General features: G+C 62.0%; 9 protein-coding genes and 3 pseudogenes. 4 read left to right on the plus strand and 8 right to left on the minus strand.

Annotated features, from left to right (window positions below):
* The first annotated feature begins 208 nt into the window (after nucleotides 1-208).
* The 3 genes and pseudogenes from ADT71_RS01450 (at nucleotide 209) to ADT71_RS01460 (ending at nucleotide 3,288) form a co-directional block, all read left to right on the plus strand.
* Nucleotides 209-1,389: pseudogene (locus ADT71_RS01450) on the plus strand (tyrosine-type recombinase/integrase).
* Between the two features lie 287 nt (nucleotides 1,390-1,676).
* A complete protein-coding gene (locus ADT71_RS01455) occupies nucleotides 1,677-2,369 on the plus strand; it encodes a VIT family protein (RefSeq protein WP_054434442.1) in 693 nt (230 codons plus the stop codon).
* Between the two features lie 221 nt (nucleotides 2,370-2,590).
* Nucleotides 2,591-3,288: pseudogene (locus ADT71_RS01460) on the plus strand (IS6 family transposase).
* Between the two features lie 292 nt (nucleotides 3,289-3,580).
* On the opposite strand, the gene ADT71_RS01465 reads toward ADT71_RS01460, so the two are convergent.
* The 8 genes from ADT71_RS01465 to ADT71_RS29920 all read right to left on the minus strand — a co-directional run bounded on the left by ADT71_RS01465 (nucleotide 3,581) and on the right by ADT71_RS29920 (nucleotide 12,394).
* Complete coding sequence (locus ADT71_RS01465; protein ID WP_054434455.1) at nucleotides 3,581-5,212, minus strand: FAD-binding protein; 1,632 nt, start codon at nucleotides 5,210-5,212, stop codon at nucleotides 3,581-3,583.
* A gap of 97 nt (nucleotides 5,213-5,309) precedes the next feature.
* On the minus strand, nucleotides 5,310-5,714 hold the full coding sequence (locus ADT71_RS01470) for a nuclear transport factor 2 family protein (protein ID WP_054434444.1): 405 nt from the start codon (nucleotides 5,712-5,714) through the stop codon (nucleotides 5,310-5,312).
* A gap of 19 nt (nucleotides 5,715-5,733) precedes the next feature.
* Complete coding sequence (locus ADT71_RS01475) at nucleotides 5,734-6,480, minus strand: SDR family oxidoreductase (RefSeq protein ID WP_054434446.1); 747 nt, start codon at nucleotides 6,478-6,480, stop codon at nucleotides 5,734-5,736.
* 16 nt (nucleotides 6,481-6,496) lie between these two features.
* Entirely contained in the window at nucleotides 6,497-7,846 is a 1,350-nt protein-coding gene (locus ADT71_RS01480; protein ID WP_054434448.1) for an SRPBCC family protein, read from the minus strand.
* A gap of 38 nt (nucleotides 7,847-7,884) precedes the next feature.
* Complete coding sequence (locus ADT71_RS01485; RefSeq protein ID WP_231635476.1) at nucleotides 7,885-8,334, minus strand: nuclear transport factor 2 family protein; 450 nt, start codon at nucleotides 8,332-8,334, stop codon at nucleotides 7,885-7,887.
* 85 nt (nucleotides 8,335-8,419) lie between these two features.
* Complete coding sequence (locus ADT71_RS01490; RefSeq protein WP_165913383.1) at nucleotides 8,420-10,555, minus strand: TonB-dependent receptor; 2,136 nt, start codon at nucleotides 10,553-10,555, stop codon at nucleotides 8,420-8,422.
* A 209-nt stretch (nucleotides 10,556-10,764) separates the two neighbouring features.
* A complete protein-coding gene (locus ADT71_RS01495) occupies nucleotides 10,765-11,487 on the minus strand; it encodes a TetR/AcrR family transcriptional regulator (protein WP_054434451.1) in 723 nt (240 codons plus the stop codon).
* Between the two features lie 568 nt (nucleotides 11,488-12,055).
* Nucleotides 12,056-12,394, minus strand: a complete 339-nt coding sequence (locus tag ADT71_RS29920; protein ID WP_082370077.1) for a PilZ domain-containing protein — start codon at nucleotides 12,392-12,394, stop codon at nucleotides 12,056-12,058.
* 325 nt (nucleotides 12,395-12,719) lie between these two features.
* Between ADT71_RS29920 and ADT71_RS01505 the strand changes: the two are divergent.
* Nucleotides 12,720-13,203, plus strand: a pseudogene (locus ADT71_RS01505) (hypothetical protein); the annotation flags it as partial.

Here is a 13,203-nt window from a genome sequence, read left to right on the forward strand (position 1 = left end):
TTATGGTAATGACAGTGTGGTTATCGGTGACAACAGAACGGCGGGGCAGGGCGTGAGTCACGAAGATCCGAACGAGGCTCAATCAGTCCCCGATGACACACTAGCTTTGGCGGATCTCGGCGTGCCGGATGAGACAGGCATGCCAAATTCTGGCGTGCATCCACTATCCCAGAGCAATCCAGCCACGCCGGTGCACGCGACCACGATCATGGTGCGTGCCTCCGGGCCGCTGCCGCGTCGCCATGCGCGGCGCGCCAATGCCCCCACGCCCGACGAACGCCTGATGACAACGCTCGGCCGCGCCGCACCGCAGGACATGCCCCCCGTCAGCGGCATCGGCATCGAGACCGCGCTCGAGGCGATGGCGCCCGCGTCGAAGCTGGCGATTGCCGCCGATCTCGATTGCTGGCTCGACTGGTGCGCGCACGAACACCGCCGCGCGCTGCCGGCTGATCCTGAAGACCTGGTGCGCTATCTGCGCATCCTCGAAGCCGACGGCAAGAAGCCCGCTACGCTCAGCCGCCGGATCGCTAGTCTCGCGACGTGCACCGCATACTCGACCTTGGCGGTGAGCTGCCGCCGACTTCGGCCCCGATGGTGCGCAATGCGCTGCGCGCGCAGCGCCGCCGCAAGGGCGCCGCGCAGCGCCAGGCCGCACCGCTGCGCTTCGGCGGCGCGCTCGGCGGCGCCGGCGGGTTCACGATCTCCGCCTTGCTCGAGGCGTGCAGCAGCGATGTCCAGGGCGTGCGCGATGCCGCCCTGCTGTCGCTCGGCTACGATGCCGGGCTTCGGGTCAGCGAACTCACCGCAATCGAGATCAAGGATTTACGCCCGCAGGGCGACGGCACCGGCCTGCTCCATCTGCCCCGCTCCAAGACCGATCAGGAAGGTCTCGGTGCCTGGGCCTGGCTGTCGGCCGACACCATGCGGCGGATCGCCGTCTGGCGCTCGGAAAGCGGGATCAGCGAAGGGGTATTGTTTCGCAGGGTCGGGGTCGATCGCCGCCGCGAGCGGGCCAAGGAAATCGCCGACGCCCGCTGGGGCGAGACCGATGAAGCCGGTGCTTCCCTGCTTGTCACCTATACCGTCGGCAGTGAACCCCTCACTCGACAGGGCGTCACCGGCATCTACCGCCGGATCGCTCTCGGCGCTGCTCGCGCCGGCTTGGTCGATCTGCCAGCGGGCGAACTGGACACTGCCATCAAGACGCTGTCCACCCATTCGCTGCGCGTCGGGCTCACCCAGGACCTGTTCGCCGCGGGCGAGGACGGCGCAGGCATCGCGCTGACGCTGCGCTGGTCATCGCCTTCGACCGCCTTGCGTTACGGGCGACAGCTCCAGGTGCAGAGCGGTGTCGCGGCGCGGGTGTTGTCGCGGGTGCGATCGTAGGTTGGTAACGTGGCCTACGCGCAAAGTAGGACAAAGCCACGGTGCATCCTGGGAACGGCAGTTGTCAACCAAACACAGGATGTCCAAGTTGCATCCGAATGACAAATAGGGACAGGGATGACTGCCCACCCGATTAGTAGACGAATTTCCTATAAACGGACCTATTGAACGTCGTAAGAACGTAATCCGTGGCGGACTCCGCGATTATAGACAGTTTAATGGTCGAAGATCTCATCGATGGTGACGAGATAAAAAGAATCGAAAATTTTGCAACAAGGAAAAGATGCATGAGAAGCCACCGCGAAAACCATCTCGTTTATCGCATCGGTTGGCTGCGTGCGGCCGTGCTCGGCGCTAATGACGGCATTGTTTCGACCGCAAGCCTCATCATCGGCGTTACCGCCTCTGCAGCGCCGCGTTCGGCGATCCTTGTCTCCGGGGTCGCGGGTCTTGTCGCCGGAGCGATGTCGATGGCCGCTGGCGAATATGTCTCCGTGAGTTCACAGTCGGACACCGAACAGTCGGATCTCGAACGTGAACGGCTCGAGCTGGCCACAGGCCCCAAAGCCGAGCTCGAGGAACTCGCCGGTATTTACCGGGCGCGGGGTGTCGATGCCGATGTCGCACGAACCGTTGCCCAACAGATGACTGCGTTTGACGCGCTGGGAACTCACGCCCGCGAGGAACTTCACATTACCGAAATAACCTCCGCACGCCCGATCACCGCGGCGTTCACCTCGGCAGGCACCTTCACCGTGGGCGCCCTTCTTCCGCTGCTGGTCGCGATGCTACTCCCGCAGGCCCTGCTTGTCCCCGGCGAGGCGGTCGCATCGCTCCTATTCCTTGCTCTGCTCGGATGGATCGGTGCAGTCACTGGCGGGGCGCGACCGCTGAAGCCTGTCGCACGTGTCGTTTTCTGGGGCGCACTAGCGATGGCGCTCACGGCGGGTATCGGACTGGCACTCGGCACCAGCGTCTAGTCGAAGGGGGAGACACATTTGGACCTACTTGGGTTTGCGCTTGCCGTCCTGCTGATCGAGCTGACGCCTGGTCCGAACATAGCCTGGCTCGCCGGTCTTGCTGCCACCGAAGGGCGGCGGCGGGGCTTGACCGCCGTCTTGGGGCGCGCGCTGGTTCTGTCGCAAAATTCTGCGGGTGACGGTAGGGGAGGCGTTTGTTGGCATTTCCGCGCAGAGAAAGAATGTTCAAAGGCCGCCATTTTAACCGATCAGTGGTCCTGCTGTGCGTGCGATGGTACCTGAGCTACGGCCTGAGCCTCCGGGATCTGGAAGAGATGATCGCCGAACGCGGCATTCGTGTCGATCACTCGACGATTCATCGCTGGGTGCTCCACTTTTCCGCGGAGTTGCTGGAACCTTTCATGCCCGCAAGCGCCCGGTGATGGCGAAATGGCACGTGGACGAGACCTACATCAAGGTGAAGGGCGAATGGCGGTACCTGTACCGGGCGATAGACAAGTCAGGCGCCACCGTCGATTTCCGGTTCCCGGTTCTCGCCAACGCGTAACCTCAAGGATGCCGAGGCCTTCTTCCGCCAGGCCTACGAACGGCACGGCCTTCCGCAGCAGGTCACCATCGACGGCAGCCAGACCAATCTTGAGGTCGCGCGGCTGTGCCATGGCGAGGCGCGTCTGAAGGCGCGCTCCGACGCCGAGCCGCTCAAGTGCGGCAAAGCCAATACATCAAAAACCGGATCGAGCAGGACCATCGGCGCATTAAGCGCCGTATTCGACCGATGCTGGGTTTCAAGTCGCTCGCGTCGGCCGCTGCCATCCTGACCGGCATCGAGTTGATCCACATGATCCGCAAAGGCCAGATGCTGGTACCTGATACCCAAAATCCGTCTCTGGGACATCAGTTCAACCTGTTGGCGGCGTGAAGCTTGGTTCTCGAGGGCCCGATTTACCCGACGGAGGAATTTGCGACAGAACCCTTCGAGGCGCTTGCCAAGTTACGCTTCAATTGAGAGAACTGAACAGCCTTGGCTTCTGACCTGAGATACGTTGATGAACCAAAAGATGACAGTTGCGGCGATGCAAGCAGTTATGTTCCGTTTGGCGGGTGTCTTGCGGAACCAGTTGACATCATAGCATCGATCGCCGAGCAGAGCTTTGACCCCAGACTTTCGAGCGGGTGATGGCGATCTAGGTCAAGCGCACAACACCTACAGCTTAGTTCGTGCTCCTTGAAGACGCATGCCGGGCCGCAATGAAAGCAAAGGTACCAGCAGCCGCGATAGTCGCCCCCGCTCCAGGGTAGGTATATCGGAACGGCGAAACGGCACTGTTGCCCGCAGCGTACAGCCCAGGGATCGGGCGATCGTCCTGCGTCAACACTTGCCCAAGGTTGTCTGTCCTGATACCTCCGTTGGTGCCCAGATCACCCGGCCGAATGAGAGCTGCCCAGAACGGGCCCTTATCGATCAGGCCAAGACTGGGATTCGGGTGCTGATCCGGATCAGCCCAGTGGCGATCGTATTCCGAAGCACCGCGATGGAAATCCAGGTCCTCGCCGGTGATTGCAAAGCCATTGAAGCGATCGACCTGGCCGCGCAGGGTCGCAGGATCCATCCCGCATTGCCTTGCCAGTTCCTCAACAGTGTCGGCACGGAACAGGAATCCGTGATCCATCATTCGCTTGCGGACCACCTTGCGCGAAAGTTCGGCGAAAATATAGCGGCGCAGGAAACGGTCATCCATGACGAGCCAGTGGCTTTCATCGGCCGCGCCGTGGTCGAACATCGTGCGTCCAACGGTCATGTAATTGGCGGCCTCATTCATGTATCGCCGTCCCCGAGCATCGACGATCATGCTCCCCGGCAGCGCTCGCAGACCAAGTGCAAGGCCCATCTGCTCGGGAGATACCTGGATGGAGGGCATCCACCAGCGACCGTCCAGCAGTTCGGTGGCGGCGCCAAGCGCTCGGGCCGCCTGCAGAGCATCGCCCTGATCTTCGGGAATCGCGTTCGGCCAGCTTCGCTCCACCCCCTGCAGTTCCTTGCGCAGCTTGGCATTGCGCGAAAAACCACCGGCTGCGAGAAGGACCCCGGCAGGTGCCTCCATCCGGCTGCGCGCGCCCGCCTGCTCGACGATCACAGCGACCACGGCGCCGTTCTCCACCACGAGATCGACCAGTCCAGTCGACATTCGTACGGGGATGCCGAGCCGGTCCACAATGCGCATGAGCGAAGCCACCAGCGCCCGTCCGAGACCGAGCGGCTTGCGGCCGCGCAGGGTGCTCACCTTATGCGACAGCGCCACTCGTGCAGCGTTCAGCAGCAGGCCCGGTCCGCGCCACGCGCGCGTCAGGCTTGCCAGCCCTTCGCTGTCGATGGCGGGCATGTCGAGGTCATGGGTGCGCATGGTATCGAAAAGACGGCCAAGCGCTTTGCCGTCGACGACCTCGGATTCCAGCGTCCTGCCGCGACTACTTCCCGGAACGCCCGGATAATAGTCCGGATGGTCCCTGTTAACTTTCCATGCCACCCCCTCTTTGGCGAGAAATTCGGCCATCGGCGCGACATGCGCGAGGAACGCCTCGGCCTTCTGGATTGCGCGATCGTCGGCGTCCTCGCCGATCAGCGAAAGAACGTATTGCCATGCCGCCTCGGGTGTATCGTCTTTGCCGGCCGTCATGAGGTGATTGTTCGGCACCCACAGCACGCCTCCCGAGATGGCAGTGGTGCCGCCCCAGAGGTCGGCCTTTTCGATGATGACAGGACGCAATCCAGCGCGATGCGCCGTGATCGCACCGACGAGACCGGCTGCGCCGCTGCCTACGACAATGAAGTTGGTGTTGCTCATGGCCATCCTTCGGGCATCCCTCGACGCAGGGAACGGCCCTGCGGTTGTCTTGTCGACACTCACACGTTTCCCATCGGCACAGCGCCTCGCAGAATGATCAAGCCGATGCGGCCTTCACATCTGCTGCGGCGATGAACGATGCGGGATCAAAATAGAACGGCTTGATCTCGCAGCACTTGCCATCACGGAAGCGGAACATCTCGCAGATCTCCGCAGGGGCAAGGGCTGGGTCGGCAAAGCGTAGCGAGAGGATCGTCACGGCGTGGTCCTTGCCGGCGGTCGTCTCCACTCGATCCAGGGCCACGACGTCGCACAGGCCCATGACACGGCCGTAGAGCGCACGAAGCCCGTCCCTGCCGCGATATTCCCCCGCCATCGGCAGTCCATCCGCCTCGCGCGCGACGAAGTCGTCGGTCAGCATATCCGACGCAGTCTCCCAGTCTCCCGCCCCCGTGGCGGCATAGAGGCGGTCGACGAAATCGATCATGTCTTCGGCTGTCATCCTCATTGTCCTCTACACGTCAGTTGATGGTTTCGCCGTTGTCGATGACCATGTTGGTGCCGGTGATGTGGCGCGATTCATCGGACGCAAGGAACAGGACAAGGTTCGCGACGTCCGCCGGTACCCCCATGCCGAAGTCCCGGTTCTGCTTGAGGCCGGGATCGTCGGCATCGAGGGCGGCCACCGCCTGCGTGGTCATGGGCGTGGAAATGCCGCCCGGCGCGATCGAGTTGCAGCGGATGCGATAGCCCTGTTCCTGGCAGTGCACCGCGATCGAGCGGGTCATGGAGATGATGCCGCCCTTGGCGGCGGCATAAGCAGGGATGGTGGAAATGCCCTTCATCCCGCCGATCGAGGCCATGTTGACGATGGAGCCCCCACCGCTCCGCGCGATGGCGGGGAGCGCCGCCCTGCAGCCAAGGAACGTGCCGTCCAGCATCACTTCCACCTGCAGCTTGTAGTCGGCGTAGGACAAGTCCTCTACCGAGGCAAAGCGCACGAGGCCCGCGTTGTTGATCAGCACGTCGAGCCGGCCGAAGTGCTCCACCGTCCGCTCGACGACCTCATGCCACCTCTGCTCGTCGCGCACGTCGTGGTTGAGGTAGAGCGCGCCCGGGATTTCCGCGGCAAGCTTCTCCCCCTGTTCGTCCTGCACGTCGGTGATCACCACCCTCCCGCCTTCGCGCGCAAGGAATCGGGCGTCTTCCAGCCCCAGCCCCGACGCGCCGCCGGTGATCAGTGCTACCTTCCCTGCTACTCGCCCCATGTCAGTATTCTCCCATTCAGGGACGGCGCTCAGCGCGGCCCTCCAAATAGTCGTTGATCACTTCGTGAAAGCGCCGCAACCGCATTTCCTGCCCGGCGAGATAGCAGTCCTCGAACGCCATCGACCGCAGGCCCTTCTGCTGTGTAACCGCAAGCGAGAGGTCCTGTTCGAGGAAGTCACCCTGGGCGATGGTCGTGCGATACTCGCCAAAGTCGCCGGATTCCTGCTCGGCCTCGACGACGGGCCGCATGCCGTAAAGCGTTGCCGCTTCGTTTTCTCCCCCCACCTTGGGCACGAGATACCAGTAATCGAAAGTCGACCAGTTCGGATCATTCGCGTCGGGCTCGGTCCTGAAGACATGGAGACCCTCGACCGTTGCGGTCAGCGTCAGGTTCGGGAAGCAGGTATGATGCATCTGGTCGGTCAGTTCATCGTCCGTCAGCGCATCGAAATAGCCATATCCGCGTGCCGGCCCAAGCGCGCGGCGGGCTTGCTGGAGAGCCACGCGACCTTCTTGGGCGCGACCCTCGAAGTCGGCCGGATCGAGGTCCCACTCGCGCAAGACCTGCGCCCACAACGGCTTGACCTGCTGGGCGTCCGGATAGCGGCTGGACGGCTGCAACTTCTCGATCATGCGGTTGTGCCCGTTGGGGTACATCTCGAAGATCGAGGTGGAGTAGTGGTCATCTATCATCGGCTGGAACTGCGGATGAACGACCGGGATGTGGTAAGCCTCGTTGAAATTGTCCGATGCGAACTTCCAGTTGGTGTTCACCCGCAGCGTGCGCCACACCACTCGGGTGTAGTTCTCAAGGTCGCGATTGGCGAACAGCGTGGGAATGGGGTCGAGATATTCGAGTAGCGGCTTCGCCTGAGGATCGAAGGTCCAGAACACGAACCCGCCCCACGTCTCGCAGCGCAGTTCCTTGAGCCTGAGCTTGCCGCAAGGATCGCCCTGCGCAAAATCCTCCGGGTCCTGTACCCAGTCCAGCTTGCCGTCAATGCCCCACTTCCAGCCATGATAGGGGCACGCGAAGCTGCCGTTCACGCCGCCTTCGGACACGTTCACGAGACGATTGCCGCGGTGCATGCACACGTTGAAGAAGGCGCGGATGGCACCGTCTTCCTGCCGCACCATCATGACCGATTCATGCTTGAACTCATGGATGACGAAGTCGCCCGCTTCCTCGAACTGCGAGAGGCGCCCGCCAAGGTGCCAGACCTTCTTCCACATGTGCTCCCATTCGCGCTCGGCGAACTCCTTCGACCAGTACCGGTCGCCGGTAATGGCATCGCCGCGCGCGGCGGGGGGGCGCGCGTCGGGGTGGGTAGGATAGGCAGGGCGGCTTTCAGCGGTGGTGGCCATGGTACCTCTCGCAGATTGAGTGAAGGGTTCGGTTGTGCTCAGCGCTCACCGTGGATCTCGGCAAGCGACCCCGGCAGCGGCATCATCGCGAACATCGAATAGTGATGGCACTTCCAGGTGCCGTCCGGCTGCGCGGCCGCCTCGAAGGTGTACTGGACCTTCACGTCCACGGTGTTGCCGTCCTTCGAGCGGCCGAGCCCGGTGACGTAAGCGGTCATCGCCCCGGTCGTGCCGTCCCAGGCCACGGGGCGGAAGTTGGAGATATAGTGCGCGTGATGGGTCATGTCGGCGAAGACGCCGTCGAAAAAACCCCGAATCTCTGCGCGTCCGGACATCAGCGGCAGGCCGATGCGGCTGAAATCGAGCATCGCGTCTTCGGTGAAGAGGTCGAGCAGTTCGTCGATGTCGTCCAGCTTGTCGACCGCATAGCAATAGGCGGTCATCAGATCCTGGAGGGCGGTGCGAACTTCCATCGGCATTGCAGTCATGTTCGTCATCCTCATTTGTCAAAAATGTTGAAAGGGTCGACCGCCAATAGGGATCGGGGGATGCGTGCAGTCGGCCCCGGCGCCTTTACCAGCGCACCTTGAAGTCCAAACCGTACTCGCGCGGGTTTCCGAGCGAAGCGAGCGTGCCGATGCCCAAGAGGGTCAGTTTCTGGCCGTAGTATTTTTCGTTGAAGAGGTTGCGGCCCCAGATACCGATCGACCACTGCTCGCTTTCCGGCGACCATGACACCGTGGCATTCACGAGATTCACTGGCGTGACCAGTTCGGTGGGTCGATCCGTGAACGCCGTGTATTTGCTGCCGGTGTATGTGTACTGCCCCGTCGCAGTGACCTCGCCGCCGCCCAGCGGCCGGGAGACGGTGATACCTGCCGAAGCATTCCATTTCGGCGCGTTCATCAGCCGGTTTCCGGCATAGCTCACCGGCACCGTATTGCCCGCGCCATCGAGCACGAAGGTGTCGTACTTGGTGTAGTAGGCGTCGAGATAGGCGATCGCACCGTTCAGCGTCACGCCCTCCACCGGCATGACGGTGGCCTCCAGCTCGAAGCCCTTGGTTTTGGCGCCGCCGGCATTGCGGATCGCGGCGGAGTTCTTGCCATCAAGATAAGTCAGGTTCTGGGTGACCTGCATGTCCTTGTAGTCGTTGTAGAACGCCGCAAGGTTCAGGCGCAGATGCCGGTCGAACAGGTCCGCCTTGATGCCGGCCTCGAAGGTGTCGAGATGCTCGGGGTCGAACGGCCCGATGTCCTGTGCCACCGCGATGCGCCCGGTGAAGCCGCCCGACTTGAAGCCGCGCGCATAGTAGCCGTAAGCCAGCACCGTATCCGTGGCCTGCCAGTCCAGCCCGATCTTGTAGCCCACGTTGTTCCAGGCCTTCGATCCGGTCGCCACGATCAGGCTGCCGGGGATGATCGGGTCGTCGAATGAGGCGAAGCCGCCCGGCGTGGTGGTGAAGCTGTTGGCGGTGGACGAAAGCGCCGTCGTCTTCTCGTGCGAGTAGCGGATGCCGCCCTGGAGGCGCAGGGTGTCAGTCAACTGGGCGTAGAGCTGCGCGAAACCGGAGATCGACCAGTTCTTCTGGTGCTGGCGCTGCGGCTGTCCCAGTCCCTGCAGGAAGCCGTCAAGCTTGGTGCTCTGCCGCAGGTCGTACTCCTGATCGAAGTAGAACCCGCCGACGATCATCTTGATCGAATCCGTCAGGTCCGCGTGCAGCCGCAGTTCCTGCGAGAATTGACGCTGGTCGGAAACGCGGTGGGTCTGCAGCAGCACGGCGGTCTGCGCATCGTCGTCGCTGTACAGGTCGTTGTCGTACTTGCGATAGCTGCTGATCGAGACGAGATCGCCGATGCCGGTCGTCAGGTTCTGGGTCAGGGTGACGCTGTAAGTGTCGCGGTTGTTATAGTCGGGCTGGTCGTTGCTCTGCCCGCGGCGGAAGTTGAAGCCGGAACCGGTCTCCACCAGATCGTAGAACAGTTCGCCCGGCCCCGCGATCATCACGCCGGTCTGGGAACCGTTTCGAGTGCGATCGTATTCGCCGATCAGCGTGGCGTCATAGTCGCCCGCCGTGTACTTTAGATAGCCGCGCAGCGAGGTCATGTCCCGCTTGCCGAGGCGGTGTCCGTCGGAATAGGCCCGGAAGAAACCGTCCGAACCGGTATGCAGCACGCTGATCTTGCCTGCCAGCCCTTCCGTGATCGGGAAGTTGAGCGCGGCGTTGACATCCAGTCGGTTATAGTTGCCGTAGACGACCTGCACCTCGCCGCCGAACTTGCCGGTGGGCTGCTTGGTCACCACGTTGACCACGCCGCCTGTGGTGTTGGCGCCGAACAGGGTTCCTTGCGGGCCGCGCAGGATTTCCACCCGCTCGATGTCGAAGAGCGACAGCAGCGCGCCAGTGTTGACGCCGACGGGAACGCCGTCGACCACCACCGAGACCGTCGTGCCGACATAGGGATCGGCATCGTTCACGCCGACGCCGCGAATGGTGAACACTGCCGAATCCGGCGAGTTCGAGAACGAATTGATCTGGACGTTGGGGATCGAATTGGCGAGCCCCTGAATGTCCTTGATCTGCGCCCGCTCGAGAGCGACGCCGCTTACCGCAGTCACGGCGATTGGCACCCGCTGAAGGCTTTCCGAGGTCTTCTGCGCCGTGACTACGATCTCCTCGATACCGCCGCTGTCGCCTGACTGATCCATGGGCTTTTCCTGGGCGTTGGCCCCGGACGCCGCCAGGATGGCAAACGATGCGGACGCAAGGAAAACGGCCCGCGCGCCTGGGCGATTTCCACTCATAATCCTCTCCCTCGATATGATCCGGATCAACGGTGCCGCTCGTGCGAAACTCGTCCCGGCTTCGTATTTAGTGCGGTCGCACTATTTTGTGGGGGAGGACACTGCCGAAATGGCTAGGCTGACCTACGGCCGTCGCCCAGGAGTTCCAGGCAGCCGCCGTAGAGGAACCCTTCCAGTTCGTCGTAATAGCGATGGACGGCCGCTTCGCTGCGCTCCTCGCCGCGCCGGGCGAAGAGGGCGTCTAGGTTGACGTAGACCGACAGGAGATTGGCCTCGATCAGATGGTAGGCCGAAAGCACGCGGCCGAGCGCCTGCTCCGGAAACAGCCGCAGCAGCATGGCGATGACGCGCTCGTTAAGGGGGCGGAAAGCCTGCCCATGACTGCGCACATAATCCGGCTGGTTGAAGCTCATCGTCGCAAGGCCCAGCATCCTAAGGTAGCGGTGCCGACTGGCATCGTCGGAAGCCAGCCAGGTGCGCGACACTAGCAGGACCGCCGCGATCACCGCGCGCAGCCCGATGGGTTCCAATTTCGCGCGCGCCTCTAGGTTCTCCACCGAGGCACGATAGGCTGCCGTCACTTCCGAGAGACGGCGTTCGAGGACCGAGACGATTACGTCTTCCTTGGCCGGGAAGTAGTACTGGACTTGTCCCATCTGGACGCCAGCCTCTTCCATGATCTGACGCAGCGAAACGCCATCGAACCCGCGTTCGGCGAACTGGCGCTCGGCTGCGTCGAGGATTACCGAACGAGTGCGCTGCCCCTTCGACGTCAGGGATTTTGTCCGACCGGATGCGTGGCCGGTGGCAGGGGCGGAGGAAACGGCGGCAGTCATCACGCCCTGATAACGAGCATATCGCCCTGCTAGCAAGACGTGGATCACTCCTGCCCACAAAGTGACAGGTCTAAGATTTCTGTGGTTGCCGCCCGTGATGCAAGAAGTTTCTGATCCGGTTGGCAAGTGATCGAGCGGGGTCTTCTGTCAGGCCTTTGGTTGCGGCGATTTCCAGAGGCCGCTGGCCGGTATGGTGATCCGCGGAGCAGGTTCAAATCTGATTCACCAGCTCGTGGCTCAGGACTTTTAACTGGTTTTCCTACTCCAGATCTGTTCGATTTTTGCCCATTCGGGTCGTCGCCTTCTCACTCGCTCTTTCCGGTTCGGGCCTTGCGCGACCTTTCGATCAGGCGGCGATTGCCGTTGCCGGGGCTCGAGAGTCTTCCTGCTTCGCCAACACCCCGGCCACTTCCCCTTGCGATTCAACATCCCGAGGTTTAGGCGCGGTACGCGGCTACGAGACATCTCCATGCGAGTCATGCGAGCACCCCCGGTCTCGTAGTCGCACCCCCTTGGGCCGAACTTATCTTCGCATGGCGTCGTAAGGCGTACTTTTCACGCCTTGACTTCAGCGGCCCTGTCTAGGGGGGCGGGGTGACGTGATTTGTTCGACCAGCTTAGCGAACATATCGACGCGGATCAGGCGTTCGAACTGGAAGCCAGCGCGATCCTCGTGAGACCATACGAGGTGCCCTTCGATCATTCCGATGACGGGAAGCCGGAGTTGGAGACGCTCCCCACGTCCAATCTCCGGGGCACCCTGGATCATGAAGCCCTGCGGTGAAATGTTCACGATATGCAGCGGCACTTCGCCGAGCCGGCGATTTTCACCGATGACGGCGTAGTCGACCGGCTGACGAGCCGACGCCCGCATATCGACAACATTGAGGCGCGGTCCGTGCTTCATGGAATCTTATCCGAAGAATAATCGTGATGGCACAACGGGCACCGGTGCCGGAAGGAGCACTCCTTCTTTCCAGCGTTGCAGTGCCAGGGCGTGCACAGGGCCTGGTGAAAAACCGGATCAATCGGTGGACATACCTTGCATTCGGAATAGCGAGCTTGTCCTGATAGCTATACCCAAGATGATTAATATTCGGTTACATGCGCTTGGCCTAGGGGCCAAAAGTCCGGGACCCCAACCGCAATCTTTCTGCCCCATCAACGGCAGCAAACTTTTTGTTAACGCAGAGCCGTCTACATTCGAAATGGTACGATATGAAGGGCGTCAAATGAAATCCAGCCCAATCGGTCGTGTTTTGGGCGGCACAGACGCGACGCAACAGGCGCAATATGCCAGCCTGCAGACGCAGGTTCCGCTGATGTACGCGTTGATGTTTTTCAACGCGCTGTTCCTTTCCTGGGCAACTTATGGGGAGGTGCCGTACGCCCACAGCGTAGGGGTGCCGATGGTTCTGAGCGGCCTGATCGGCGTGCGCGCCCTGCTTTGGCTCTCGCGCCGCAAACGGAGTATACCACCCCTATCAAAAATCCGACGCCACTTGCTCGGGACGGTTGCGGCGTCCGTTCTCATCAGTGCAGCATTCGGGTGGTGGGGATACTTGCTGATGAGCGAGGCCGATCCGATCCATACGTCGGCCGTTGCCCTCTACGTGTTCATCGGTTCGATCAGCTGCTGCTATTGTCTCCACGCGCTTCCGATCGCCGGATGGCTCGTGATACTCTTTGGTGCTCTTCCGGTTACCGCAAGGCTGT

The sequence above is a fragment of the Novosphingobium sp. ST904 genome, from assembly GCF_001298105.1.
GTDB lineage: Bacteria > Pseudomonadota > Alphaproteobacteria > Sphingomonadales > Sphingomonadaceae > Novosphingobium.